23 protein-coding genes are annotated in these 25822 nt (G+C 53.7%); 19 read left to right on the plus strand and 4 right to left on the minus strand.

From position 1 onward, the window contains the following. Positions 1–20: 20 nt before the first annotated feature. From rseA to acpS, 10 genes are all read left to right on the plus strand, one after another. Positions 21–671: an anti-sigma-E factor RseA gene (gene rseA / locus SK35_RS06335; RefSeq protein WP_008785497.1), complete on the plus strand. Its 651-nt coding sequence runs from the start codon at positions 21–23 to the stop codon at positions 669–671. Beyond that, positions 671–1627 (plus strand): sigma-E factor regulatory protein RseB, encoded by a 957-nt coding sequence (gene rseB, locus SK35_RS06340; RefSeq protein ID WP_003835334.1) that lies wholly within the window; start codon positions 671–673, stop codon positions 1625–1627. The genes rseA and rseB overlap by 1 nt, the downstream gene beginning before the upstream one ends. Beyond that, positions 1624–2088 (plus strand): SoxR-reducing system protein RseC, encoded by a 465-nt coding sequence (gene rseC, locus SK35_RS06345; RefSeq protein ID WP_003037576.1) that lies wholly within the window; start codon positions 1624–1626, stop codon positions 2086–2088. Before rseB ends, rseC begins: the two co-directional genes overlap by 4 nt. Positions 2089–2358: 270 nt before the next feature. Continuing rightward, positions 2359–4158, plus strand: coding sequence for a translation elongation factor 4 (gene lepA, locus SK35_RS06350; protein WP_003037577.1), 1800 nt, complete (start codon positions 2359–2361; stop codon positions 4156–4158). Between the two features lie 15 nt (positions 4159–4173). Beyond that, the gene (gene lepB / locus SK35_RS06355; RefSeq protein WP_003835329.1) at positions 4174–5148 is read left to right on the plus strand and encodes a signal peptidase I; all 975 of its coding nucleotides are present in this window, start codon (positions 4174–4176) and stop codon (positions 5146–5148) included. 269 nt (positions 5149–5417) lie between these two features. After that, positions 5418–6098, plus strand: coding sequence for a ribonuclease III (gene rnc / locus SK35_RS06360; protein ID WP_003037579.1), 681 nt, complete (start codon positions 5418–5420; stop codon positions 6096–6098). Further along, positions 6095–7000, plus strand: coding sequence for a GTPase Era (gene era / locus SK35_RS06365; protein ID WP_032937937.1), 906 nt, complete (start codon positions 6095–6097; stop codon positions 6998–7000). The genes rnc and era overlap by 4 nt, the downstream gene beginning before the upstream one ends. 200 nt (positions 7001–7200) lie before the next feature. Next, complete coding sequence (gene recO / locus SK35_RS06370) at positions 7201–7911, plus strand: DNA repair protein RecO (protein ID WP_008785495.1); 711 nt, start codon at positions 7201–7203, stop codon at positions 7909–7911. A 15-nt stretch (positions 7912–7926) separates the two neighbouring features. Further along, complete coding sequence (pdxJ, locus tag SK35_RS06375) at positions 7927–8658, plus strand: pyridoxine 5'-phosphate synthase (protein ID WP_048215762.1); 732 nt, start codon at positions 7927–7929, stop codon at positions 8656–8658. After that, positions 8658–9038, plus strand: a complete 381-nt coding sequence (gene acpS / locus SK35_RS06380) for a holo-ACP synthase (RefSeq protein ID WP_003037588.1) — start codon at positions 8658–8660, stop codon at positions 9036–9038. Before pdxJ ends, acpS begins: the two co-directional genes overlap by 1 nt. Positions 9039–9144: 106 nt before the next feature. Here acpS and SK35_RS06385 read toward each other — a convergent pair whose 3' ends face one another. Then, complete coding sequence (locus tag SK35_RS06385; RefSeq protein ID WP_003037590.1) at positions 9145–9405, minus strand: YfhL family 4Fe-4S dicluster ferredoxin; 261 nt, start codon at positions 9403–9405, stop codon at positions 9145–9147. 55 nt (positions 9406–9460) lie between these two features. Then, a complete protein-coding gene (locus tag SK35_RS06390) occupies positions 9461–10309 on the minus strand; it encodes a MurR/RpiR family transcriptional regulator (RefSeq protein ID WP_048215763.1) in 849 nt (282 codons plus the stop codon). Positions 10310–10426: 117 nt separating this feature from the next. Between SK35_RS06390 and murQ the strand changes: the two genes are divergently transcribed. The 4 genes from murQ to tadA all read left to right on the plus strand — a co-directional run bounded on the left by murQ (position 10427) and on the right by tadA (position 13898). Further along, complete coding sequence (murQ, locus tag SK35_RS06395) at positions 10427–11320, plus strand: N-acetylmuramic acid 6-phosphate etherase (protein WP_048215764.1); 894 nt, start codon at positions 10427–10429, stop codon at positions 11318–11320. A gap of 9 nt (positions 11321–11329) precedes the next feature. Then, positions 11330–12694, plus strand: coding sequence for a PTS transporter subunit EIIC (locus SK35_RS06400; protein ID WP_008785492.1), 1365 nt, complete (start codon positions 11330–11332; stop codon positions 12692–12694). Positions 12695–12697: 3 nt separating this feature from the next. Further along, positions 12698–13333, plus strand: coding sequence for a phosphatidylglycerophosphatase C (yfhb, locus tag SK35_RS06405; protein ID WP_048215765.1), 636 nt, complete (start codon positions 12698–12700; stop codon positions 13331–13333). A 100-nt stretch (positions 13334–13433) separates the two neighbouring features. Continuing rightward, positions 13434–13898, plus strand: coding sequence for a tRNA adenosine(34) deaminase TadA (gene tadA / locus SK35_RS06410; protein WP_229235875.1), 465 nt, complete (start codon positions 13434–13436; stop codon positions 13896–13898). A 40-nt stretch (positions 13899–13938) separates the two neighbouring features. Here tadA and mltF read toward each other — a convergent pair whose 3' ends face one another. Next, positions 13939–15489, minus strand: a complete 1551-nt coding sequence (mltF, locus tag SK35_RS06415; protein WP_008785489.1) for a membrane-bound lytic murein transglycosylase MltF — start codon at positions 15487–15489, stop codon at positions 13939–13941. 257 nt (positions 15490–15746) lie between these two features. On the opposite strand from mltF, the gene purL reads away from it, so the two are divergent. The 5 genes from purL to glnB all read left to right on the plus strand — a co-directional run bounded on the left by purL (position 15747) and on the right by glnB (position 24213). After that, positions 15747–19634 (plus strand): phosphoribosylformylglycinamidine synthase, encoded by a 3888-nt coding sequence (gene purL / locus SK35_RS06420; RefSeq protein ID WP_048215766.1) that lies wholly within the window; start codon positions 15747–15749, stop codon positions 19632–19634. A 649-nt stretch (positions 19635–20283) separates the two neighbouring features. Then, positions 20284–21714, plus strand: coding sequence for a two component system sensor histidine kinase QseE/GlrK (gene qseE, locus SK35_RS06425; RefSeq protein ID WP_103286014.1), 1431 nt, complete (start codon positions 20284–20286; stop codon positions 21712–21714). Positions 21715–21736: 22 nt separating this feature from the next. Then, on the plus strand, positions 21737–22480 hold the full coding sequence (qseG, locus tag SK35_RS06430; protein WP_032944248.1) for a two-component system QseEF-associated lipoprotein QseG: 744 nt from the start codon (positions 21737–21739) through the stop codon (positions 22478–22480). Then, a complete protein-coding gene (gene glrR / locus SK35_RS06435; protein WP_304502732.1) occupies positions 22480–23814 on the plus strand; it encodes a two-component system response regulator GlrR in 1335 nt (444 codons plus the stop codon). The genes qseG and glrR overlap by 1 nt, the downstream gene beginning before the upstream one ends. Before the next feature lie 60 nt (positions 23815–23874). Then, entirely contained in the window at positions 23875–24213 is a 339-nt protein-coding gene (gene glnB / locus SK35_RS06440; RefSeq protein WP_002914032.1) for a nitrogen regulatory protein P-II, read from the plus strand. A gap of 101 nt (positions 24214–24314) precedes the next feature. Here the strand turns inward: glnB and hmpA are convergent, their stop codons facing one another. Continuing rightward, positions 24315–25505, minus strand: coding sequence for an NO-inducible flavohemoprotein (gene hmpA, locus SK35_RS06445; RefSeq protein WP_048215767.1), 1191 nt, complete (start codon positions 25503–25505; stop codon positions 24315–24317). Between the last annotated feature and the right edge of the window lie 317 nt (positions 25506–25822).

Genomic DNA, 25822 nt, shown 5'->3' on the forward strand with positions numbered 1-25822 from the left:
TACTGGAAAAGGTATTAGGCATGCAGAAAGAGAAACTTTCCGCTTTAATGGATGGCGAAACGCTGGATACTGAGTTACTCAAAGAGCTAACTCACGACCCGGAAATGCAAAAAACCTGGGAGAGTTATCACCTGATTCGCGATTCCATGCGAGGTGATACCGCCGACGTTCTCCATTTCGATATTTCCGCCCGCGTAATGGCCGCCATCCAGGATGAGCCAGTACGTCAGACGGCGCCATTGATTCCTGAGGCCCAGCCAGCACCGCACCAGTGGCAGAAAATGCCATTCTGGAAGAAAATGCGTCCGTGGGCCGCGCAGCTTACCCAAATGGGTGTGGCCGCGTGCGTATCACTTGCAGTTATCGTTGGCGTCCAGCACTATAATGGGCAATCTGAAACGTCCCAGCAGCCCGAAACACCGGTATTTAATACATTACCGATGATGGGTAAAGCCAGTCCGGTTAGCTTGGGTGTACCTTCTGACGCGACGGCCAGCGGCGGTCAACAACAGCAGGTACAGGAGCAGCGTCGTCGTATTAATGCCATGTTGCAGGATTACGAATTGCAACGTCGACTGCACTCTGAACAGCTTCAGTTTGAGCAGGCCCAAACACAGCAAGCCGCTGTGCAGGTGCCAGGAATTCAAACTTTAGGAACGCAATCGCAGTAATGAAGCAACTTTGGTTTGCCATGTCACTTGTGGCTGGTAGCCTGTTCTTCTCTGTAAACGCCTCGGCCAATCCTGCGTCCGGGGCGTTGTTGCAGCAGATGAATCTGGCCAGCCAGTCGCTAACCTATGAGCTGTCATTTGTCAGCATCAATAAGCAGGGTGTTGAATCCCTACGTTATCGTCATGCCCGCCAGGATAACCGTCCACTCGCGCAACTATTACAAATGGATGGACCGCGCCGGGAAGTGGTGCAACGCGGCAACGAAATTAGCTATTTTGAGCCTGGCCTCGAACCGTTCACGCTGAATGGCGATTATATCGTTGACTCTCTGCCATCCCTGATTTACACCGACTTCAAACGCCTTGCTCCCTACTATGATTTTATCTCAGTAGGCCGCACCCGTATTGCCGATCGGCTCTGTGAAGTGATCCGCGTTGTGGCGCGTGACGGCACCCGTTACAGCTATATCGTTTGGATGGACACGGAGACCAAACTGCCGATGCGTGTCGATCTCCTCGATCGTGATGGCGAAACGCTGGAACAGTTCCGTGTAATCTCCTTTACCGTGAATAACGGTGTTAGCGACAGCATGCAGACGTTAGCAAAAGCGAATTTACCACCGTTGCTGTCGGTTCCTGCGGGTGAGAAAACCAACTTCAACTGGAGTCCGTCGTGGTTGCCACAAGGTTTCAGTGAGGTCTCAAGCAGTCGACGTCCGCTGCCGACGATGGATAACATGCCGATTGAATCACGCCTTTATTCTGATGGCCTGTTTAGTTTCTCCGTGAACGTAAACCGTGCGACGCAGAACAGCGCCGATCAACTGCTGCGTACCGGCCGTAGAACAGTCAGCACCAGCGTGCGTGATAATGCGGAAATTACGATAGTGGGCGAGCTTCCACCACAAACGGCGAAGCGTATCGCGGACAATATCAAGTTCAGGGCCGCACAATGATCAAAGAGTGGGCAACAGTCGTTTCCTGGCAAAATGGTCTGGCGACGGTCAGCTGTGATGTGAAAGCGTCATGTAGCAGCTGTGCTTCCCGGGCCGGATGCGGGAGCCGCGTGCTGAACAAACTGGGACCACAGACCACACACACTATCGTGGTGCCCTGCGACGAACCCTTGACCCCAGGTCAAAAAGTTGAACTGGGCATTGCCGAAGGTAGCCTGTTGGGATCGGCGATGCTGGTCTACATGTCTCCGTTGGCGGGGCTGTTTCTTTTCGCAGCGCTGTTCCAGGTGCTGTTTGGTTCCGATCTTGCGGCATTAAGCGGCGCAGTGCTGGGGGGCGTGGGCGGATTCCTGATTGCTCGTGGATACTCTCGTAAGCTTGCTGAACGCGAAGCCTGGCAGCCGGTCATTCTAAACGTTGCTCTCCCACCCGATCTTATTCGCGTCGAAACCCAGCAGTGATATCTTTGCCTGATGGCGTTGCGCTTATCAGGCCTACAGCGTGCTCAGATGCAGGCGTAGGCCGGATAAGGCGTTTATGCCGCCATCCGGCAAAAGTTTCACCGACTTTGCAAGGTTGTTTCCAGTTCCCGCTATCCTTGCTCTATGAACGTTTCCTCGCCTCAGCGTTGTAGTGTAGAATGCGGCGTTTCACTTAAACAGACGTTAAGCTCAGATCAGCGACTTCTCAGAGCCTGCTCCGGCGGGCGTAAGGCACAATAATTACACTATATGAAGAACATACGTAACTTTTCAATCATAGCTCACATCGACCACGGTAAATCGACGCTGTCTGACCGTATTATCCAGATCTGCGGTGGCCTGTCTGACCGTGAAATGGAAGCGCAGGTTCTCGACTCGATGGATCTTGAGCGTGAGCGCGGTATTACTATCAAAGCGCAGAGCGTGACGCTCGATTTCAAAGCATCTGATGGTGAAACCTATCAGCTTAACTTTATCGACACCCCGGGCCACGTTGACTTCTCGTATGAAGTTTCCCGCTCGCTTGCTGCCTGTGAAGGCGCATTGCTGGTGGTTGATGCCGGACAGGGCGTAGAAGCGCAGACCCTGGCTAACTGCTATACCGCCATGGAAATGGATCTGGAAGTAGTACCGGTACTGAATAAAATTGACCTGCCAGCCGCCGATCCTGAACGCGTGGCAGAAGAGATCGAAGATATCGTTGGTATCGATGCGACGGATGCCGTTCGCTGCTCGGCGAAAACCGGCGTTGGCGTCACTGACGTTCTTGAACGTCTGGTACGCGACATTCCGCCGCCGGAAGGCGATCCGGAAGGCCCTTTACAGGCGCTGATCATCGACTCCTGGTTCGATAACTACCTTGGCGTGGTGTCACTGGTGCGTATTAAAAACGGCACCATGCGTAAAGGCGACAAAATTAAAGTGATGAGCACCGGTCAGGTCTATAACGCCGACCGTCTGGGCATCTTCACGCCAAAACAGGTTGACCGTACCGAGCTGAAATGCGGCGAGGTAGGTTGGTTGGTTTGTGCGATTAAAGACATCCTCGGCGCACCGGTTGGCGATACCCTGACGCAGGCGCGTAACCCGGCAGACAAACCGCTGCCAGGCTTTAAAAAAGTGAAGCCGCAGGTTTACGCTGGTCTGTTCCCGGTGAGCTCTGACGACTATGAAAACTTCCGTGACGCGCTTGGCAAACTGAGCCTGAACGACGCCTCCCTGTTCTACGAACCGGAAAGCTCTACCGCGCTGGGCTTCGGCTTCCGTTGTGGCTTCCTTGGTCTGCTGCACATGGAGATCATTCAGGAACGTCTGGAGCGTGAATACGATCTGGATCTGATCACCACCGCGCCGACCGTAGTCTACGAAGTCGAAACCACGGCGAAAGAGACTATCTACGTCGATAGCCCGTCCAAGCTGCCGCCGCTGAACAACATCTACGAACTACGTGAGCCAATCGCTGAGTGTCACATGCTGCTGCCGCAGGCTTACCTTGGCAACGTCATCACCCTGTGTATCGAGAAGCGTGGCGTCCAGACCAACATGGTTTACCACGGTAACCAGGTGGCGCTGACGTATGAGATTCCGATGGCGGAAGTCGTACTCGATTTCTTTGACCGTCTGAAGTCGACCTCTCGCGGCTATGCGTCGCTGGACTATAACTTCAAACGCTTCCAGGCGTCTGATATGGTGCGTGTTGATGTCCTTATCAACAACGAACGTGTCGATGCACTGGCGCTGATTACCCACCGCGACAACTCCCAGAGCCGTGGCCGTGAACTGGTTGAGAAGATGAAAGATCTGATCCCTCGCCAGCAGTTTGATATCGCGATCCAGGCGGCCATTGGTACGCACATCATCGCGCGTTCAACGGTTAAGCAGTTGCGTAAAAACGTTCTGGCGAAATGCTACGGTGGCGATATCAGCCGTAAGAAAAAGCTGCTGCAAAAACAGAAAGAGGGTAAAAAGCGCATGAAGCAGATCGGTAACGTCGAACTGCCGCAGGAAGCGTTCCTCGCCATTCTGCATGTCGGTAAAGACAGCAAATAATCTTAAGGAGTTGGCATGGCGAACATGTTTGCCCTGATTCTGGTGATTGCCACACTGGTGACGGGCATTTTATGGTGCGTAGATAAATTCATCTTCGCGCCAAAGCGCCGGGAGCGTCAGGCAGCAGCGCAAGCTGCTGCAGGTGATTCACTGGATAAAGCTACGCTGAAAAAAGTGGCACCTAAGCCAGGCTGGCTGGAAACCGGGGCGTCCGTTTTCCCGGTACTGGCGATTGTGCTGGTGGTGCGTTCATTTATCTATGAACCATTCCAGATCCCGTCAGGTTCGATGATGCCGACGCTGCTTATCGGTGACTTTATCCTGGTGGAGAAATTCGCCTACGGGATTAAAGATCCGATTTACCAGAAAACGTTGATCGAAACCGGTCATCCGAAACGCGGTGATATCGTGGTGTTTAAATACCCGGAAGATCCGCGTCTGGACTACATTAAACGTGCTGTCGGTTTACCGGGAGACAAAGTAACGTACGATCCAGTGGCGAAAGAGGTGACTATTCAGCCAGGATGCCGTTCCGGTCAGGCGTGTGAAAACGCGCTGCCGGTAACGTACTCTGATGTTCAGCCAAGTGATTTTGTACAGACCTTTGCTCGTCGTAACGGCGGTGAAGCGACCAGCGGCTTCTTTGAAGTTCCGCTGAACGAAACGAAAGAGAACGGTATTCGCCTTTCTGAGCGTAAAGAAACGCTGGGTGAGGTTACGCACCGCATTCTGACCGTGCCGATTGCGCAGGATCAGGTGGGGATGTATTACCGTCAACCTGGTCAGCCGTTGGCAACCTGGATCGTTCCGCCGGGACACTACTTCATGATGGGTGATAACCGTGATAACAGCGCGGACAGCCGTTACTGGGGATTTGTACCGGAAGCGAATCTGGTTGGTAAAGCAACCGCTATCTGGATGAGTTTTGATAAGCAAGAAGGTGAATGGCCGACCGGTGTGCGTTTAAGCCGTATTGGTGGCATTCACTAATCACCGATAATCGTTCACGTTGTCGTCATTACGGCGGCAGCGTGAATTATTTCTCGGATAAATTCCCGCAGACTAACGACATCCCTTGTCGTTGTGTATAGAATATTCCCCCGAAGTTTTAGGTTGGCACCGACAGGTTGCCACGGCACACGAAACAGCGTTGGTTTGTATATAAATGCATGCAGGCGAAGCCAGATGGCTCAGCGAAGTGCGTATATCAGGTCTGTTTCGTGTGCTGAATTGTTGACGCATTCATTTATTGGTATCGCATGAACCCCATCGTAATTAATCGGCTTCAACGGAAGCTGGGCTACACTTTTAATCATCAGGAGCTGTTGCAGCAGGCATTAACTCACCGGAGCGCCAGCAGCAAACATAACGAGCGTTTAGAATTTTTAGGCGACTCTATTTTGAGCTTTGTTATCGCTAATGCGCTGTATCACCGTTTCCCGCGTGTGGATGAAGGTGATATGAGCCGCATGCGCGCGACGCTGGTTCGCGGCAATACGCTGGCTGAATTAGCCCGTGAGTTTGACCTCGGTGAATGTTTACGTTTGGGGCCAGGTGAGCTGAAAAGCGGCGGCTTCCGTCGTGAATCAATCCTGGCGGATACCGTTGAAGCTTTGATCGGCGGCGTCTTCCTCGACAGCGATATTCAAACCGTTGAGCAATTGATCCTGAACTGGTATCAAACTCGTCTGGATGAAATTAGCCCAGGCGACAAACAAAAAGATCCGAAAACGCGCCTGCAGGAATATTTGCAGGGTCGCCACCTGCCTCTGCCGTCTTATTTGGTGGTGCAGGTCCGTGGTGAAGCACACGATCAAGAATTTACTATCCACTGCCAGGTCAGCGGCCTGAGTGAACCGGTGGTTGGCACAGGTTCGAGCCGTCGTAAGGCTGAGCAGGCTGCCGCCGAACAGGCGTTGAAAAAACTGGAGCTGGAATGAGCGAAGAGAAAACTTACTGCGGATTTATTGCTATCGTCGGTCGCCCGAACGTCGGCAAATCCACCCTGTTGAATAATCTGCTTGGGCAGAAGATTTCTATTACCTCACGTAAGGCTCAGACAACACGTCACCGTATTGTTGGCATCCATACCGAAGGCGCGTATCAGGCGATTTATGTTGATACCCCGGGTCTGCATATGGAAGAAAAACGGGCTATTAACCGCCTGATGAACAAAGCGGCGAGCAGCTCGATCGGTGATGTTGAACTGGTTATTTTCGTTGTCGAAGGCACCCGCTGGACGCCGGACGACGAAATGGTGCTCAACAAGCTGCGTGATGGCAAAGCCCCGGTTATTCTGGCCGTCAACAAAGTCGACAACGTTCAGGAAAAAGCCGATCTGCTGCCACACCTGCAGTTCCTGGCAAGTCAGATGAACTTCCTTGATATCGTACCGATTTCTGCCGAAACCGGCTTGAATGTCGATACCGTTGCGGGCATCGTGCGTAAGCATTTGCCGGAAGCTATTCATCACTTCCCGGAAGATTACATCACCGACCGTTCTCAGCGCTTTATGGCCTCTGAAATCATCCGTGAAAAGCTGATGCGTTTTCTGGGTGCTGAACTGCCGTACTCCGTTACCGTGGAGATTGAGCGTTTTATCTCTAACGAACGCGGTGGCTACGACATTAACGGCCTGATCCTCGTCGAACGTGAAGGGCAGAAGAAGATGGTTATTGGCAACAAAGGGGCCAAGATTAAAACCATCGGCATCGAAGCGCGTAAAGACATGCAGGAGATGTTCGAAGCGCCCGTTCACCTGGAACTGTGGGTGAAAGTGAAATCCGGCTGGGCCGATGACGAACGCGCGCTGCGCAGCCTCGGTTACGGCGACGACCAGTAGTTTTAATACTCTATGGCTTTCGAGGTGCAGGACAAAACACATAGTGTTTTGAACAGCGCTTGCGCTGGCTCCGAAGGAGCGAGGCCAGAGGCAGAGTCACGCGGCAAGTCCGTGAATCCCCGGGAGCCTACTCTCGTAAGTGACTGGGGTGAACGGGCGCAGCCAACGCACCTGCAACTTGAAAGACGACGAGTATTATGATGGAAGGATGGCAACGCGCTTTTGTCCTGCACAGTCGCCCCTGGAGCGAAACCAGTCTCGTGCTGGACGTCTTCACGGAAGAGTCGGGTCGCGTGCGCCTGGTGGCTAAAGGCGCACGTTCCAAACGCTCCAATCTTAAAGGCGCACTCCAGCCTTTTACCCCGTTGTTGCTTCGCTTTGGTGGACGTGGTGAGGTCAAAACCTTGCGCAGCGCCGAAGCCGTTTCTCTGGCACTCCCCCTTAGCGGAATCACGCTGTACAGCGGCTTGTATATTAACGAGCTTATCTCGCGCGTACTCGAATACGAAACCCGTTTTTCTGCACTCTTTTTCGATTACCTGAACTGCATTCAGGCGCTGGCTGGCGCGACGGGTTCGCCAGAACCTGCGTTGCGTCGCTTTGAGCTAGCCTTACTTGGTCATCTGGGGTATGGCGTCGATTTTACCCACTGTGCGGGCAGCGGCGAGCCGGTAGACGACACCATGACCTATCGCTACAGGGAAGAAAAAGGGTTTATCGCAAGCGTAGTGATTGATAATGCCACCTTTACCGGACGCCATCTGAAAGCACTCGAATCGCGGGAATTTCCGGATGCTGATACGCTTCGCGCCGCGAAACGCTTTACCCGCATGGCGTTAAAGCCGTATCTTGGTGGTAAGCCCTTAAAGAGCCGCGAATTATTCCGGCAGTTTATGCCGAAGCGAAAATAAAAAACGAGGATTGTCATGGCCGAATTACTGTTAGGCGTCAACATTGACCACATTGCCACTTTACGTAATGCACGCGGTACCGCATATCCGGACCCGGTTCAGGCAGCGTTTATCGTTGAACAGGCGGGCGCGGACGGTATTACCGTACACCTGCGTGAAGACCGTCGTCATATCACTGACCGTGACGTACGTATTTTGCGCCAGACGCTGGATACACGCATGAATCTGGAAATGGCAGTCACCGAAGAGATGCTGTCGATTGCCGTTGAGACTAAGCCGCATTTTTGCTGCCTGGTGCCGGAAAAGCGTCAGGAAGTTACCACTGAAGGCGGGCTGGACGTCGCCGGTCAGCGTGACAAGATGCGCGATGCCTGCAAACGCCTGGCGGACGCAGGCATTCTGGTTTCGCTGTTTATCGATGCCGATGAAGAGCAGATTAAGGCCGCTTCGGAAGTTGGCGCACCGTTTATTGAAATTCACACTGGCTGTTACGCCGATGCGAAAACCGACGCAGAACAGGCCAGCGAACTGGCGCGTATCGCCAAAGCGGCAACCTATGCTGCAAGTCTTGGCCTGAAGGTGAATGCGGGTCACGGTCTGACGTATCACAATGTTAAAGCTATCGCGCGTATCCCGGAAATGCACGAGCTGAATATTGGCCATGCCATTATTGGACGTGCGGTGATGAGCGGCCTGAAAGAGGCCGTAGTAGAAATGAAGCGCCTGATGCTGGAAGCGCGTGGCTAATGGCGATTCTGGGATTAGGTACGGATATCGTGGAGATTGCCCGCATCGAAGCGGTGATCTCCCGTTCCGGCGACCGCCTGGCAAGACGTGTGCTCAGCGACAACGAATGGGCAATCTGGGAAACGCATCAGCAGCCGGTGCGTTTTCTGGCGAAGCGTTTTGCAGTCAAAGAGGCGGCAGCAAAAGCCTTTGGCACGGGTATTCGCAATGGGCTGGCATTTAATCAGTTTGAAGTCTTTAACGACGAACTTGGTAAGCCGCGTTTGCGATTATGGGGAGAGGCGTTAAAACTGGCGGAAAAACTCGGCGTTGCGCACATGCATGTGACGCTGGCCGATGAGCGTCACTACGCCTGCGCCACGGTGATTATCGAAAGTTAGATTCAGGACGATGCCGGATGGCGACGCGTAGTGTCTTATCCGGTCTACGGGTTATGCGTTTGTTGCAGGGGCAGGGTAGGGGCTTCATCGCCAGATGGCGACGCGGCTAAAGTTTATCGGCGTGGTGCATCAGCACAAACTTATCCCACAGCTGCTCTTCTGTTTCGACATGCGCCGGATCTTTCAAAATAGTATTGGGGATCGGGCACACTTTCTGGCAGGTTGGCGTGTCGTAATGGCCTACGCATTCCGTACACTTGTCGCTGTTAATCTCGTAAATGCTATCACCCATCGAAATCGCCTCATTCGGGCATTCGGGCTCGCACATATCGCAATTGATACACTTTTTAGTGATTAACAGGGCCATCAGGAAACTCTCAAAACATCACAAATCGGGCGGGCATTATACGCGCATTCTTTGCTCAGACCAGTTTTTTTACCAGTGCTTCGCTGTGGCGAATACGTTCCGGGGCATGCTCCAGATCCTGCTGCACCAGCGCCATAAACAGTAAATCGGTGAGCATCATTTGCGCGTGGGTGGAGGAAATCGCTGCGCTGCGCGTGGCCTGCTCTTCGGCAATGGTGTACAGACAATGACTTGCCCGTTGCTGCAGGGCGTTCGGTGTAAATCCGGTGATGGCGAGGATTTTCGCGCCGGTACGCAGCGTTTCATCTGCCGCCAGATTAAGTTCGCGGCGCTCACCGGTGTACGAAATAGCCAGCAACAAATCGCTTGGTGAAAGCGCCTGCACCGTCGCCAGCAGGGCGTGCATATCACGTTCGACTACCGCGTTAAAACCAATCTTCAACAGCTTCCAGGCAAAGTTTTGTGCTACCAGACCCGATGCACCAATCCCGGTCACGATAATGCGGCGGGCTGAACGCAGCATCGTGACGCTCTCCATCAGTTTCTCTTCGCTGTTGACGTCCAGCGTCGCATGCATCGCCGCCACGTTCTCTTTAATCAGTTTCTCGCCTACCATTCGCATCGGGTCGTCACCGCGAATCTGATTATGTACCGGAATGGAATGGGGATTAGGATTGCTGGCCAATGCTTCGCTAATCGCCAGTTTGAGTGCCGGGAATCCTTTAAAGCCCATCTTTTGCGCGAATTTTACCACGCTGGACTGGCTGACGCCCGCTTCAAAGGCCAGCTGTTGTGAACTGAGATGACGCGCAGTATCCGGCTGAGCAAGAAGATAATCCGCAAGTTTTTTATCGCTTTGCGCGAGATCCGGATAACGCTGACGAATGCGAATTAAACAGTTCATGCTTTCTCCTGGCGAAAATGTGATGGCGATTACAAAACAAAATATCACTCGCCTTAGTGAATATAATATTCCATTATGACAGATTATTATGAATTAAAAATTCCTAAGGAACAAAAAATGAATCTCGGTGCGTTAGTTTCAGAAACCCGCAATCCTCAGACCATGGATCTGGATGCGCTCTCCACTCTGGAGTTGGTTCATCGTTTTAATCAACAGGATACGCTGGTAGCTGAAGCAGTAAAAGCAACTCTTCCTGAAGTTGCGCGTGCGGTCGATGCGGCAGCTGACGCGCTAAAAGCCGGTGGACGCATTATTTACATGGGAGCAGGAACCAGCGGGCGTCTTGGGGTGCTGGACGCGTCTGAATGCCCGCCGACTTTTGGCGTCCCGCACGGTCTGGTGGTTGGGCTGATTGCCGGGGGACCGGGCGCTTTGCTGAAGGCAGTAGAAGGCGCAGAAGATAACCCGCAGCTAGGCGAAGACGATCTGCGTGAGCTTAATCTTACCGCACAGGATCTGGTGGTGGGGCTGGCAGCTTCTGGTCGCACGCCGTATGTAATTGGCGGGTTGAAATATGCGCGTTCGGTGGGCTGTACAACGGCGGCTATTTCTTGCAATCCAGATTCCCCTATCGCGCATGAAGCGGATATTGCCATTTCTCCGGTAGTGGGGCCTGAGGCGCTGACCGGGTCAACACGACTGAAATCCGGCACCGCGCAAAAGCTGGTGCTCAATATGATCTCCACCGGCGCGATGGTGAAATTTGGCAAGGTGTACCAGAACCTGATGGTGGATATGCAGGCAACCAACGTCAAACTGGTCGATCGGGCGTGCCGTATGGTGGTTGAAGCCACCGGTATTGCGCGGGCTCAAGCTGAAACGCTGCTGAAGCAGACGGATTATGATGTTAAGCCAGCTATTTTAATGGCGCTCACCGGCCTGGATGCCGCTGCCGCCCGCGAAAAGCTTGCCGCTCACCAGGGTTTTTTACGCGCGGCGTTAGAACACTAAGAGGTGTATATGGATAAGACGGCGTTGCTGGCCAGCGACATCCTGCTGGGCGTTGGCGGAGAGAACAATATTCTGCGTCTGGAAAACTGTATGACCCGTGTCAGGGTGGAAGTTCAGGATGACGGGCAGATCGATATTCCCCGCCTCAGGCAACTGCCCGGCGTTAGCGGCTACGTGAAGCAGGGCGCACAGCACCAGATTATTGTCGGCCCCGGTAAAGCTGCCAAAGTGGTGGATGCCATGCGTTCCCTGATTGCCGATGGCGGCGAGCGAGCAGGTGCCAATGATATTGAGCGCACCAAGTCAGAAGCCAAAGCGAAGTACAAAGCGCCGATGAGCGATGCGCTGCGCAAGCTGGCAAACGTCTTTATCCCTCTTATTCCGGCGTTTATCGCCTCCGGTTTGATTACCGGCATTATTAACATCCTTAAGCGCCCGGATATCGTGGGGGATTTTGCGACCCACTATCCAAATATGCTGGGACTGATGGGCATATTTGGCAGCGCCGTGTTTGCCATTATGAATATTCTGGTCGGGGTGAATACCGCCAAAGTTTTCGGTGGCTCCCTGGCAATGGGCGGGGTGATGGCGGGGATCCTTTCCAGCCCTCAACTGGCGCAAATTACCCTGTTTGGCGAAGCGTTGCAGCCGGGGCGCGGTGGGGTGATTGCGGTATTGCTGGTGGTTGCGCTGATGTGCTGGATCGAACGTAAATTCCGCACGCTGTTGCCGGAATCACTGGAGCTTATCCTTAACCCGCTGCTAACCACCATCATTACCGGTGTCATCGCGATTGTGGCGCTGCAACCGCTTGGCGGATGGATTTCTGAATCTATCGCTCACGGCGCATCCTGGGCTATCGATCGCGGCGGTTTTCTGGTCGGTGCTGTGCTGGCAGGAACCTTCCTGCCGTTGGTGCTCACCGGACTTCATCAGGGATTGGTGCCCATCCACGTTGAGCTGGTTCAGGCGCACGGTTATAACGCGCTTTTTCCGATCCTGGCGATGGCGGGCGTTGGGCAAATAGGTGCTGCGATCGCGGTTCTGATGAAAACCCGTAATGCGCGGCTAAAGAAAGTGATCAAAGGGGCGCTACCGGTCGGACTGCTGGGGATTGGCGAGCCGCTGATTTTTGGCGTAACGCTGCCGTTGGGTAAGCCGTTTATCGGTGCTTGTCTTGGCGGCGCGGTAGGTGGGGCGCTGATTAGCTACTGGAAGGTGGCGACGGTCATCACCTTTGGCATCTCCGGATTACCGCTGGCACTGACGATTGTTGCCGGAAAAGTGATGTTCTATCTGTTAGGCTATCTGGTAGCAGTTATCGCCGGGTTCCTGTTTACCTGGCTATTGGGATTCACTGATCCAGAGGAATAAGGTTTGACCAATCACCAGCGCCGCGTTGTCTTTTTTGATTTGGATGGCACGTTACACCAGCAGGATATGTTCGGTAGTTTTATTCGTTATCTGCTGCGTCGCCAGCCGCTGAATGCGTTGCTTGTGCTGCCTTTGTTACCGGTGATTGCGCTGGCGTTGCTGATAAAAGGACGTGCCGCCCGCTGGCCAATGAGCCTGCTGTTATGGGGATGCACTTTTGGGCGCAGCGAAGCGCGTCTGAAAGCGCATCAGGCCGACTTTGTGCGCTGGTTTCGCAGTAACGTGACGGCGTTTCCGCTCGTGCAGCAGCGGCTGACAACCTACCTGTTAAGCTCCGACGCTGATATCTGGCTTATTACCGGCTCTCCGCAGTCACTGGTCGAGCAGGTTTACTTTGATACTCCATGGCTACCGCGAGTCAATCTGATCGCCAGCAAAATGGCGCGGGGATACGGCGGCTGGGTACTGACTTTGCGCTGTCTGGGCCACGAGAAAGTGACACAACTGGAACGCCACATTGGCACGCCGCTACAGCTTTACAGTGGCTATAGTGACAGTAATCAGGACAATCCTCTGCTCTCTTTTTGCCAGCATCGCTGGCGCGTCACGCCGCGCGGAGAGCTTCAGCAACTCGAATAGCTAACGCACATGCAATTTGAAGTATGACGTGTATAATGCGCCCGCTTTGATTACTGGAGTTACCCCTTTGTCAGATGTTGAATTTAGCCACGAATACTGGATGCGTCATGCTTTAACGCTGGCTAAGCGCGCCTGGGATGAGCGTGAAGTCCCGGTGGGTGCGGTATTGGTACATAACAACCGAGTAATTGGCGAAGGCTGGAACCGCCCTATTGGACATCATGATCCGACTGCCCACGCTGAGATTATGGCGCTTCGTCAGGGCGGCCTGGTGCTGCAAAACTACCGCCTGTTAGATGCCACGCTGTACGTCACTCTGGAGCCGTGCGTAATGTGCGCTGGCGCGATGGTGCACAGCCGTATCGGTCGGGTCGTTTTTGGTGCGCGCGATGCGAAAACGGGCGCTGCCGGGTCATTAATGGATGTACTGCATCACCCTGGAATGAATCATCGGGTTGAAGTGACAGAGGGGGTACTGCGGGATGAATGTGCCACGTTGCTCAGTGATTTTTTCCGCATGCGCCGGCAGGAAATCAAGGCCCTGAAAAAATCCGCTAATCAGTAACTCTCAGCCTGATGGCAGTGCGCTTATCAGGCGTACAAGACTACTTCTCCTCTTTTTTATGCGGTGAAAACAGCAGGGAAGGGGAGTGCGTCAGGTAGTTTGACGACGTTTGAGACAGAAACGCCGAAAGCGGGAATTTCTCTTTACCTAATAGTTCTGCGGGCGTCACCGTCGGGTAATCCTGCGCCAGTTGCTGCGTTTCTAGCGCCTGTTTTTCTTTCTCTTGCAGATATCCCACCAGGCTAATTTGGTACTTACGGATATTTTCCACATAGGCGTAAGCTTCGTGGCCGCGCGCATAGCCATAGGTCAACTTGTTATAATACGGTTTTTGGCTGAGCAGCGGTAATCGCTGTTTTACGTCAGACCAACTGTTCGGATTGCCTTTGGTTTTCACCGTCAGCGCCCGCGCATCCAGCATGTGTGCATAACCCATGTTATAGGCTGCAAGGGCAAACCAGATGCGTTCTCCTTCGGGGACGGTATCCGGTACTTTACTCATCATATCCTGCAAGTATCGCGCGCCGCCGCTGATACTCTGTTCAGCATCGGTACGGTCGGTCAGCCCGAGACTTTGAGCAGTATTTTTGGTCAGCATCATCAGTCCGCGTACGCCGGTTGGAGAGGTGGCCTGCGCGTCCCAGTGTGATTCCTGATACGAGATAGCGGCCAGCAGTCGCCAGTCTATCTCTTGCGCATATTTCTCAAACAGCGGCTTGAGGTCCGGCAACACGCTGTCTACGGCGCGTAAAAAGGAGCGGGTATCAACATAGTCAAAATCATCGCCATGCCCGAGATATTTCTCTTCCAGCCGTGCCAGAGAACCGTCTTCATTCATGGTGTTGAAGAAATCCAGTAGGGCGGCAGACAGCGTGTTGTCATCGTCCAGCCGACTAAACCATGTCACCGGTTGTTCGTCAGAGACGTCGAGCGCTACGGCCAGCTCAGGATGCACGCGTTGATATAAGCTGATGGCAACAGAATCGGCAATGGTGTAATCCAGCTTTCCGGCGATTACATCATCAAGCAGTTCGGTGGTGCCCTTTTTGTCATCGACTTTCCAGCTCAGATCGGGAAATTTTTTCTCTTTTAGCTGCTGGAGGTCATTAACCACCACATGCCCAGGGGCGATAGTCAGTTGGTTTTCGTTCACGGTGGCAAGCGTGCGCGGGCGGTATTGCCCAACCCGGTACACCAGCTGTTGTGAAACCGAATAATAGGTCGGGCCGGGCTGGTAATTTTTCACCCGCTCGCTGTTATAGACCAGACCTGCGGCTAACAGGTCGGCATTGCCGTTATCCAGGTCGTCAAAAAGCTGGCTGATGTTCTGGCGTACGGTAACTTTTAACTTCACGCCTAAGTAGTCGGCAAATTCCTGGGCCAGTTCATAATCCAGGCCGAATTTTTTGCCGTTGAGGGTCGCGTAAGTTAACGGTGAGTCGATGGTACTGACGCGCAGCTCTCCCCGCGACTGAATGGCGGCGATACGATTTTCGGCTTTACCGAACCAGGGAATAGATGGCCAAAGGGCCGCTGCCAACAACAGCGTCAATATGCCGATGAACAGATAATTAATCTTTAATTTTTTCAATTAGTTAATTCTCTGAACCGTACGTTGTCTCTGTCTGCTGTGGTGTTGATTAAGAAGTGAAGTCGTCATTAATGAACGGCATTTTGCTTAAACTTGCGTCAGTTGGCAACTTATTCAGAAATCTGACCGCATTTGATGATAAGTGACGGTCGTGATTTTATTTCGACGCAAACGGTTTCGTCGGCGCGGTAGATTCTTTATAATGACGCCCGTTTCCCCCACTTGGGCACACCGAAAGCTTAGAAGACGAGAGACTTATGATGGAAATTCTGCGTGGTTCACCTGCACTGTCTGCATTCCGTATTAACAAACTGCTGGCACGTTTTCAGGCTGCCAACCTCCAGGTCCACAACATTTACGCCGAGTACGTCCATTTTGCCGATCTGAATGCACCGTTAAATGAAGATGAGCACGCGCAGCTTGCACGCCTGCTGAAATATGGTCCTGCTCTGCAAAGCCACGCCCCGGAAGGCAAACTGCTGCTGGTTACGCCTCGCCCAGGCACCATCTCCCCGTGGTCTTCTAAAGCGACTGATATTGCCCACAACTGCGGTCTGCACCAGATTAGCCGCCTGGAACGTGGCATTGCCTGGTATGTAGAAGCCTCTACGCTGACCGCTGAGCAATGGCAGATGGTGGCCGACGAACTGCACGACCGCATGATGGAAACGGTTTTCTCTGCGCTGAACGATGCCGAAAAACTGTTTGCCCATCACCAACCGGCGCCGGTCTCCAGCGTTGATCTACTGGGTGAGGGACGTCAGGCGCTGATCGACGCTAACCTGCGTCTGGGTCTGGCGCTGGCGGAAGACGAAATTGACTATCTGCAGGATGCGTTCACCAAACTGGGACGTAACCCGAACGATATTGAACTATACATGTTTGCGCAGGCCAACTCTGAGCACTGTCGCCACAAGATTTTTAACGCCGACTGGGTTATCGATGGTAAACAGCAGCCGAAGTCGCTGTTCAAGATGATCAAGAATACCTTCGAAACCACGCCGGACCACGTGCTGTCTGCCTATAAAGACAACGCTGCGGTAATGGAAGGCTCTGAAGTGGGCCGCTATTTTGCCGATCACAAAACTGGCCGCTACGATTTCCATCAGGAACCAGCCCACATCCTGATGAAGGTTGAAACTCACAACCACCCGACGGCCATCTCTCCGTGGCCAGGTGCTGCAACCGGCTCCGGCGGCGAAATCCGCGACGAGGGCGCAACAGGTCGCGGTGCAAAACCGAAAGCCGGGCTGGTGGGTTTCTCCGTTTCCAACCTGCGTATTCCTGGCTTTGAACAGCCGTGGGAAGAAGACTTCGGTAAGCCGGACCGTATTGTTACCGCGCTTGATATCATGACCGAAGGTCCGCTGGGCGGCGCGGCATTTAACAACGAATTTGGTCGTCCGGCGCTGACTGGCTACTTCCGTACCTATGAAGAAAAGGTCAACAGCCATAACGGCGAAGAGCTGCGCGGTTACCATAAACCGATCATGCTGGCAGGCGGGATCGGTAACATCCGTGCCGATCACGTGCAGAAGGGCGAGATCGTCGTTGGCGCTAAGCTTATCGTCCTCGGCGGCTCGGCAATGAACATTGGCCTTGGCGGCGGGGCAGCCTCCTCTATGGCTTCCGGCCAGTCTGATGCCGATCTTGATTTCGCTTCCGTACAGCGTGACAACCCGGAAATGGAACGTCGTTGCCAGGAAGTTATCGACCGTTGCTGGCAGATGGGTGATGCGAACCCGATTCTGTTTATCCATGACGTTGGCGCGGGTGGACTGTCTAACGCTATGCCGGAGCTGGTAAGCGATGGTGGTCGCGGCGGTAAGTTCCAGCTGCGCGATATCCTCAGCGATGAGCCGGGTATGAGCCCGCTGGAAATCTGGTGTAACGAATCCCAGGAACGCTACGTGCTGGCGGTTGCTGCCGATCAATTGCCGCTGTTTGACGAACTGTGTAAGCGCGAGCGCGCGCCGTATGCGGTGATTGGTGAAGCTACCGAAGAACAGCATCTGACCTTGAGCGACAGCCACTTCGACAACCAGCCGATCGACATGCCGCTTGATGTGCTGCTGGGTAAAACACCGAAAATGACCCGCGATGTGCAGACGCTGAAAGCCAAAGGCGATGCCCTGAATCGTGGTGAAATCTCGATTGCAGATGCGGTTAACCGCGTGCTGCATCTGCCGACTGTCGCGGAGAAAACGTTCCTCGTGACCATCGGTGACCGTACCGTTACCGGCATGGTTGCGCGTGACCAGATGGTTGGTCCATGGCAGATCCCGGTCGCTAACTGCGCGGTCACTACCGCAAGCCTCGATAGCTACTACGGCGAAGCGATGTCTATCGGCGAACGCGCGCCGGTTGCACTACTGGACTTCTCTGCCTCTGCGCGTCTGGCGGTCGGTGAAGCGCTGACCAACATTGCGGCAACGCAGATTGGTGACATCAAACGTATTAAGCTGTCGGCAAACTGGATGGCGGCTGCGGGTCACCCTGGTGAAGATGCTGGCCTGTACGAAGCAGTAAAAGCCGTTGGGGAAGAGCTATGCCCGGCGCTCGGCCTGACCATTCCAGTGGGTAAAGACTCTATGTCGATGAAAACCCGCTGGCAGGAAGGTAACGAGCAGCGTGAAATGACCTCGCCGCTGTCGCTGGTGATTACCGCCTTTGCCCGCGTAGAAGATGTGCGCCACACCATTACCCCGCAGCTGTCTACTGAAGACAACGCCCTGCTGCTGATTGACCTCGGTCTTGGTCACAATGCGCTGGGCGCTACGTCGCTGGCGCAGGTTTACCGTCAACTGGGCGATAAGCCTGCCGACGTGCGTAACGTTGAGCAACTGAAAGGCTTCTACGATGCGATTCAGGCGCTGGTCGCTACGCGTAAGCTGCTGGCCTACCATGACCGTTCTGACGGCGGTCTGCTGGTTACGCTGGCGGAAATGGCCTTCGCCGGTCACTGCGGTATTGACGCTGATATCCACTCTCTGGGTGAAGATCGTCTGGCGGCGCTGTTTAACGAAGAACTGGGTGCGGTGATTCAGGTTCGTGCTGCTGAGCGTGAGGCGGTGGAAGCGATTCTGGCTGCCCACGGCCTGGCAGACTGCGTACACTTCCTCGGTAAAGCCGTTGAAGGTGACCGCTTCAACCTGACCGCTAACGGCCAGCCGGTGTTTAGCGAAAGCCGTACAACCCTGCGTATGTGGTGGGCGGAAACCACCTGGCAGATGCAGCGTCTGCGTGACAATCCGGAATGCGCCGATCAAGAACACGACGCTAAAACCAACGATGCGGACCCTGGTCTCAACGTTAAACTGTCGTTTGATATCAACGAAGATGTTGCCGCTCCGTACATCGCCACCGGTGCGCGTCCCAAAGTGGCCGTACTGCGCGAGCAGGGCGTGAACTCCCACGTTGAAATGGCAGCAGCCTTCCACCGTGCGGGTTTCGAAGCCATCGATGTGCACATGAGCGACCTGCTGGGCGGACGTATCGGCCTGGGTAACTTCCAGGCGCTGGTGGCCTGCGGCGGCTTCTCTTATGGCGATGTGCTCGGCGCTGGTGAAGGTTGGGCGAAGTCGATTCTGTTCAACAACCGCGTCCGTGATGAGTTCGAAACCTTTTTCCATCGCCCGCAAACGCTGGCACTCGGCGTGTGTAACGGTTGTCAGATGATGTCTAACCTGCGTGAGCTGATCCCAGGAAGCGACCTGTGGCCGCGCTTTGTACGTAACCACTCCGATCGTTTTGAAGCCCGCTTCAGTCTGGTCGAAGTGACGCAAAGCCCATCCTTACTGCTTGCTGATATGGTGGGTTCGATGATGCCGATTGCCGTTTCTCACGGTGAAGGTCGTGTGGAAGTGCGTGACGGTGCGCATCTGGCTCAGCTTGAGAGCAAAGGTCTGGTGGCGCTGCGCTACGTTGATAACTTCGGTAAGGTGACCGAGACCTATCCGGCTAACCCGAACGGTTCGCCGAACGGTATTACTGCAGTGACCACTGAAAATGGTCGCGTCACCATTATGATGCCGCACCCGGAACGTGTGTTCCGTACCGTGAGCAACTCCTGGCACCCGGAAAACTGGGGCGAGGATAGCCCGTGGATGCGTATTTTCCGCAACGCGCGTAAACAGCTCGGTTAATTCGCTCAATAGTCATCAAGCCCCTCTTCGCGAGGGGCTTTTTTTTGTCTGCCGGATGAAACCCGCCTGATGACGCTACGCTTATCAGGCCTACAGGGAAAATGCGGTTGTAGGCCGGATAAGGCGTTCACGCCGCCATCCGGCAATAAACTCAGCGCTTGCACCTAAAAGTAAAGTGTCGGGAAATGCCGACATGGACAGGGTTGTGGTGTCGTCAAAAAGAGACGTTTAATTATTTGATTTAATAGGGATTTGTTTTTAAATGCTGCAAGTGTTGCTGATTGGCGACAGAGAGAACAAAAAACAGCCAGAATTGTTATTTGTGAAAATAATAATATTTTTCATACTTATCATTGTGTTAATAAAGTGTTTTGAATATTGGCACAGATGCTGCATAATATTAACCAGTGGCTCATTCACCTTCTTATGTCAGCCCCTTCGGGACGTGCTACATAAACTTCGAATGACGCACAACAAGGTGCCTGCCGTCCAACATCTGATATTAGCATTGCTCATATCAACCTCCGGGCGAAACGTCGAGTTAGGCACCGCCTTATTCCACAACAAAGCCGGGTTAATCCCGGCTTTGTTGTATCTGGCGTTCCCCTCAGTTAGCATCAATCTATTCCTGTCCATTGAGAGTAACGCCTTGAAGCGCTGGTCAGTTTTTCCCCGATCTTTACGTCAATTGGTGACGTTGGCCTTCTTGCTTATCCTGCTGCCGTTGTTAGTTCTGGCCTGGCAGGCATGGCAAAGTCTGAATGCCCTGAGCGCGCAGGCTGCGCTGACAAACCGCACCACGCTGATTGATGCCAGACGCAGCGAGGCGATGACCAACGTCGCGCTGGAGATGGAGCGCAGCTATCGGCAATACTGCGTGCTTGATGACCCAACATTGGCCAGGGTCTACCAAAGCCAGCGTAAACGCTACAGCGACATGCTGGATGCGCATGCGGGGGTGTTGCCGGATACCAAGCTCTACCAGGCGTTGCGTCAGGATCTTAACGATCTCGCGCAGTTGCAGTGTAAAAACAGTGGTCCTGACAGTGTGTCGGCTGCACGGCTGGAAGCGTTCGCCAATGCCAATACCGAGATGGTGCAAGCGACGCGTACCGTGGTCTTTTCTCGTGGGCAGCAGTTACAGCAGGAAATAGCCGAACGCGGGCAGTTTTTTGGCTGGCAGGCACTGGTGCTGTTTCTCGTCAGCCTGGCGATGGTCTTGCTGTTTACCCGCATGATTATCGGTCCGGTGAAGGGCATTGAACGGATGATCAACTGTCTGGGAGAAGGGCGCTCGCTGGGGGATAGCGTATTATTTACCGGGCCGCGGGAATTGAGATCCGTGGGGCAGCGTATCATCTGGTTAAGCGAACGCCTCTCCTGGCTTGAGTCGCAACGGCATCAGTTTTTACGCCATCTTTCCCATGAGCTGAAAACACCGCTGGCGAGCATGCGCGAAGGTACCGAATTGTTGGCCGATCAGGTGGTTGGCCCGTTAACACCGGAGCAAAAAGAGGTGGTCGGTATTCTGGATGACAGCAGCCGTAACCTGCAAAAGCTGATTGAACAACTCCTCGATTACAACCGCAAGCTGGCGGATGACGAGGTGGAACTTGAAAGTGTGGAAATCGCGCCGCTGGTGGAAAGCGTTGTTTCTGCGCATAGCCTGCCCGCTCGCGCCAAAATGATACATACTGATGTTGCGCTTGCGGTGAACACTTGCCTGGCAGAACCGATGCTGTTGATGAGCGTGCTGGACAATCTTTATTCCAATGCGGTGCACTATGGTGCTGAATCCGGTAACATTTGGATCCGCAGCAGTTTGCATGGCTCAACGGTATACATCGATGTAATGAATACCGGCACACCGATTCCAGAAGCAGAACAGACCATGATCTTCGAGCCTTTTTTCCAGGGGAGTCATCAGCGAAAAGGGGCGGTAAAAGGAAGCGGGTTGGGGCTAAGCATTGCCAGAGATTGCATCCGCCGTATGCGGGGCAAGCTGTATCTGGTTGATGACCATGCGCAAAACGTTTGTTTTCGCATAGAACTGCCGCTAGCTGCTGCGAAAAATCACTAAAATAAACCTAAGTCTGGTGAGTATGCCATACGTTGTTGTCCGAATGCTTAAACGACATTTTCTTCGTCGCGTCATCCTCGCAAGCCTGCCGTGCCTGGCGCTGGTTGGTTGTGTCCCGAACGCGGTGAATCATATTATCGGCGATCCCTCGCAGGAGAAAATTCCGCCTAATCAACTGGCGGACTACCTTGCAACCGACTGTACGGATATCTGGTCGCTGTCTGGCCAGTCTACAGAAACCAATCCGTTGTACTGGCTGCGGGCGATGGATTGTGCCAATCGCCTGATGCCGGTGCAGGCGCGTAGTGAAGCCAGCACCCTGATGGCAGATACCTGGCAGGGCGCTTTCAGGCGTGGGATCCTGCTCGATAATGCCAACATTACGCCGCCTGAAAGGCGGGAGGCTGTTACGCGCCTCGATGCGTTAAGCCCGCAAATTCCGCCGCAGGTACGCCCGCTGTATCAGGTCTGGCGCAGCAGCCAAACGTTGCAGTTGCAGCTTGCCGAAGAGCGTATGCGCTACAGTAAACTCCAGCAGGCGTCCGACAGCGATCTCGATACGCTGCGCCAACAGCAACAGCATTTGCAGTCCCAGCTCGATCTCACGACCCGCAAGCTGGAGAATCTGACCGATATTGAGCGCCAGCTTTCCACGCGCAAACCTGGCGGTAACTACAATCCTGATGCGCTGCACGGGAACGATAAACTCACTACGCCTGATAACGAAGAAGGCGCAGCGCCGTCTGCCGATGAGGTTACGCCATGATAAGCCGTAAGCCCGCGCATCTGCTGCTGGTGGATGACGATCCGGGACTGTTGAAATTACTTGGAATGCGACTGACCAGCGAAGGCTACAGCGTCGTGACCGCGGAAAGTGGGCAGGAAGGGTTACGGGTGCTGAACCGTGAAAAAGTGGATCTGGTTATTAGCGATCTGCGCATGGATGAAATGGATGGCATGCAGCTGTTTACTGAAATCCAGAAAGTACAGCCAGGGATGCCGGTGATTATCCTGACCGCTCACGGCTCCATCCCTGACGCCGTTGCGGCGACCCAGCAAGGGGTGTTCAGTTTTCTCACTAAGCCAGTCGACAAGGACGCGTTGTATCACGCGATTGACGGGGCGCTGGAACAGTCTGCGCCCGCCACCGATGACAGCTGGCGCGAATCTATCGTTACCCGCAGCCCGCTGATGCTACGCCTGCTGGAACAGGCGCGAATGGTGGCGCAATCGGACGTTAGCGTCTTGATCAACGGTCAGAGCGGAACCGGGAAAGAAGTTTTCGCTCAGGCTATTCACAACGCCAGCCCACGCAGCCAAAAACCTTTCATTGCCATTAACTGCGGCGCGTTGCCGGAACAACTGCTGGAATCAGAACTGTTTGGTCATGCGCGCGGTGCTTTTACCGGTGCGGTGAGCAATCGTGAAGGGCTGTTTCAGGCCGCGGAAGGCGGCACGCTGTTTCTCGATGAGATTGGCGATATGCCTGCGCCGTTACAGGTGAAACTGCTGCGCGTATTGCAGGAACGAAAAGTCAGACCGTTGGGCAGTAACCGCGATATCGACATTGATGTGCGGATCGTTTCTGCGACCCACCGCGATTTACCCAAAGCGATGGCACGGGGCGAATTTCGCGAGGATTTGTACTATCGCCTCAATGTGGTGAGCCTGAAGATCCCTGCGCTGGCCGAGCGTACGGAAGATATTCCGCTGCTGGCGAACCATCTGCTGCGCCAGTCTGCTGAACGGCACAAACCGTTCGTACGCGCCTTTTCAACCGATGCCATGAAGCGGTTAATGACCGCCAGTTGGCCGGGCAACGTGCGTCAGCTGGTCAACGTAATTGAGCAGTGCGTGGCGTTGACCTCTTCGCCGGTGATCAGCGACGCGCTGGTGGAGCAGGCGCTGGAAGGGGAAAACACCGCGCTGCCGACCTTTGTTGAGGCGCGTAACCAGTTTGAGCTCAACTATCTGCGTAAGCTGCTGCAAATCACCAAGGGCAATGTGACCCACGCGGCAAGAATGGCGGGGCGCAACCGCACCGAATTCTATAAATTGCTTTCTCGGCACGAGCTGGATGCAAACGATTTCAAAGAATAAATCTGCGGATTATGTTAGCTTTATTCGATCAAAAGACAGGCGACCTTTTCAAGGAATAGCATGAAAAAGATTGATGCGATTATTAAACCCTTCAAGCTGGACGACGTCCGCGAAGCGCTGGCAGAAGTCGGCATTACCGGTATGACTGTGACAGAAGTGAAAGGTTTTGGCCGTCAGAAAGGCCATACCGAGTTGTACCGTGGCGCGGAATATATGGTGGATTTTCTGCCGAAGGTAAAAATTGAAATTGTGGTTACCGACGACATCGTCGATACCTGCGTCGACACCATTATCCGTACTGCCCAGACCGGCAAAATTGGTGACGGTAAGATTTTTGTATTCGACGTGGCACGCGTTATTCGTATTCGTACCGGTGAAGAAGACGACGCGGCAATCTAAGCCGCGCCGTTAATTTGTAGGCCTGATAAGCGTAGCGCATCAGGCAGAGTGATTGCCGGATGGCGGCGTAAACGCCTTATCCGGCCTACTCGCGTAACACATTACAAGACTTTGTGCGGACCGAAGCATTCGTAATGAATGTTCTCGTTTTTCACGCCCAGACCGACCAGCTGCTTCGCGGCGAACTGCATGAAACCAACCGGACCGCACAGATAAAACTGCATAGCCGGATCGCTGATTGCGCTTTCCAGTTTGTTCAAATCCATCAGACCTACGCTATCAAACGCACCTTTCGCGCGATCGGCTTCGGTTGGCTCACGATACCAGGTGTGTGCGCTAAAGCGTGGCAGCGTTTTGCCGAGTTCGTTGACTTCATCAGGGAAGGCATGCACGTCACCATTTTCTGCCGCGTGGAACCAGTTAACCTGCGCCGTATGCTTCGCTTTTGCCAGCGTATCCAGCATCGCCAGCATTGGGGTTTGTCCCACGCCCGCGGAGATCAGAGATACCGGGGTGTCGGTCGCGACGTCCATAAAGAAATCGCCCGCAGGTGCGGCCAGGTGAACAACGTCGCCAACATTCGCATGGTTGTGCAGCCAGGTTGAAACCTGACCACCGTCCTCACGCTTAACCGCAATACGGTAGCCTTTGCCATCGGGTTTACGGGTCAGTGAGTACTGACGAATTTCCTGATGCGGGAAACCTTCCGGCTTTAACCAGACGCCCAGATATTGCCCCGGATGATATTCAGCTACTGCGCCACCGTCGACAGGTTCAAACTCAAAGCTGGTGATAAGTGCACTGCGTGGGGTTTTTGCCACGATGCGGAAAGGACGGGTACCTTCCCAGCCGCCATTTTTATTGGCATTTTCGCTGTAAATCTGCGCTTCACGGTTGATGAAAACGTTCGCCAGCACGCCGTATGCTTTGCTCCACGCATCCAGAACTTCCTGGCCTGGGCTGAACATTTCGTCCAGCGTTGCCAGTAAATGGCCACCCACGATGTTGTACTGCTCGGGTTTAATCTGGAAGCTGGTATGCTTCTGTGCGATTTTCTCAACAGCCGGCAACAGTGCCGCCAGATTTTCGATATTGCTGGCATACGCGGCAATAGCATTAAACAGCGCTTCACGCTGATCGCCATTACGCTGATTACTCATGTTGAAGATTTCTTTCAGCTCTGGGTTATGCGTAAACATGCGGTCGTAGAAATGGGCGGTCAGCTTCGGGCCTGTTTCAACCAGCAGGGGAATGGTGGCTTTCACTGTAGCGATGGTTTGTGCGTCAAGCATACGGTCTTCCTTTATCTGAGACTTTAATGATGTATGTCAAATGCATCTTATAAAAAATACCCCTGCATTGTAAATGGTTCTTTGTAACTTTGCGTTGTAAAGGTTACATCGTGAAAAATCTGCATCACAAACCTGAAAAGAAATCCGTTGAAATTCAGCAGACCTTTGTTCTCCAAAGCCTTGCGTACCATGAAGGTAATCGTTTGCGTAAAATCCTTTGTCAAGACCTGTTATCGAAGAATGATTCGGTTATACTGTTCGCCGTTGTCCTACGGACCGCCTTTTAAGGCCGAAAATTTTATTGTTAGCTGAGTCAG

The organism is Citrobacter sp. MGH105, assembly GCF_001037485.2.
GTDB classification, from domain to species: Bacteria; Pseudomonadota; Gammaproteobacteria; order Enterobacterales; family Enterobacteriaceae; genus Citrobacter; species Citrobacter portucalensis.

Excerpts from the sequence above, each read along its gene's own strand:
- rseA (WP_008785497.1), top strand. The coding sequence starts at position 21 with ATGCAGAAAGAGAAACTTTCCGCTTTAATGGATGGCGAAACGCTGGAT.
- rseB (WP_003835334.1), top strand. The coding sequence starts at position 671 with ATGAAGCAACTTTGGTTTGCCATGTCACTTGTGGCTGGTAGCCTGTTC.
- rseC (WP_003037576.1), top strand. The coding sequence starts at position 1,624 with ATGATCAAAGAGTGGGCAACAGTCGTTTCCTGGCAAAATGGTCTGGCG.
- lepA (WP_003037577.1), top strand. The coding sequence starts at position 2,359 with ATGAAGAACATACGTAACTTTTCAATCATAGCTCACATCGACCACGGT.
- lepB (WP_003835329.1), top strand. The coding sequence starts at position 4,174 with ATGGCGAACATGTTTGCCCTGATTCTGGTGATTGCCACACTGGTGACG.
- rnc (WP_003037579.1), top strand. The coding sequence starts at position 5,418 with ATGAACCCCATCGTAATTAATCGGCTTCAACGGAAGCTGGGCTACACT.
- era (WP_032937937.1), top strand. The coding sequence starts at position 6,095 with ATGAGCGAAGAGAAAACTTACTGCGGATTTATTGCTATCGTCGGTCGC.
- recO (WP_008785495.1), top strand. The coding sequence starts at position 7,201 with ATGGAAGGATGGCAACGCGCTTTTGTCCTGCACAGTCGCCCCTGGAGC.
- pdxJ (WP_048215762.1), top strand. The coding sequence starts at position 7,927 with ATGGCCGAATTACTGTTAGGCGTCAACATTGACCACATTGCCACTTTA.
- acpS (WP_003037588.1), top strand. The coding sequence starts at position 8,658 with ATGGCGATTCTGGGATTAGGTACGGATATCGTGGAGATTGCCCGCATC.
- SK35_RS06385 (WP_003037590.1), bottom strand. The coding sequence starts at position 9,405 with ATGGCCCTGTTAATCACTAAAAAGTGTATCAATTGCGATATGTGCGAG.
- SK35_RS06390 (WP_048215763.1), bottom strand. The coding sequence starts at position 10,309 with ATGAACTGTTTAATTCGCATTCGTCAGCGTTATCCGGATCTCGCGCAA.
- murQ (WP_048215764.1), top strand. The coding sequence starts at position 10,427 with ATGAATCTCGGTGCGTTAGTTTCAGAAACCCGCAATCCTCAGACCATG.
- SK35_RS06400 (WP_008785492.1), top strand. The coding sequence starts at position 11,330 with ATGGATAAGACGGCGTTGCTGGCCAGCGACATCCTGCTGGGCGTTGGC.
- tadA (WP_229235875.1), top strand. The coding sequence starts at position 13,434 with ATGCGTCATGCTTTAACGCTGGCTAAGCGCGCCTGGGATGAGCGTGAA.
- purL (WP_048215766.1), top strand. The coding sequence starts at position 15,747 with ATGATGGAAATTCTGCGTGGTTCACCTGCACTGTCTGCATTCCGTATT.
- qseG (WP_032944248.1), top strand. The coding sequence starts at position 21,737 with ATGCCATACGTTGTTGTCCGAATGCTTAAACGACATTTTCTTCGTCGC.
- glnB (WP_002914032.1), top strand. The coding sequence starts at position 23,875 with ATGAAAAAGATTGATGCGATTATTAAACCCTTCAAGCTGGACGACGTC.
- hmpA (WP_048215767.1), bottom strand. The coding sequence starts at position 25,505 with ATGCTTGACGCACAAACCATCGCTACAGTGAAAGCCACCATTCCCCTG.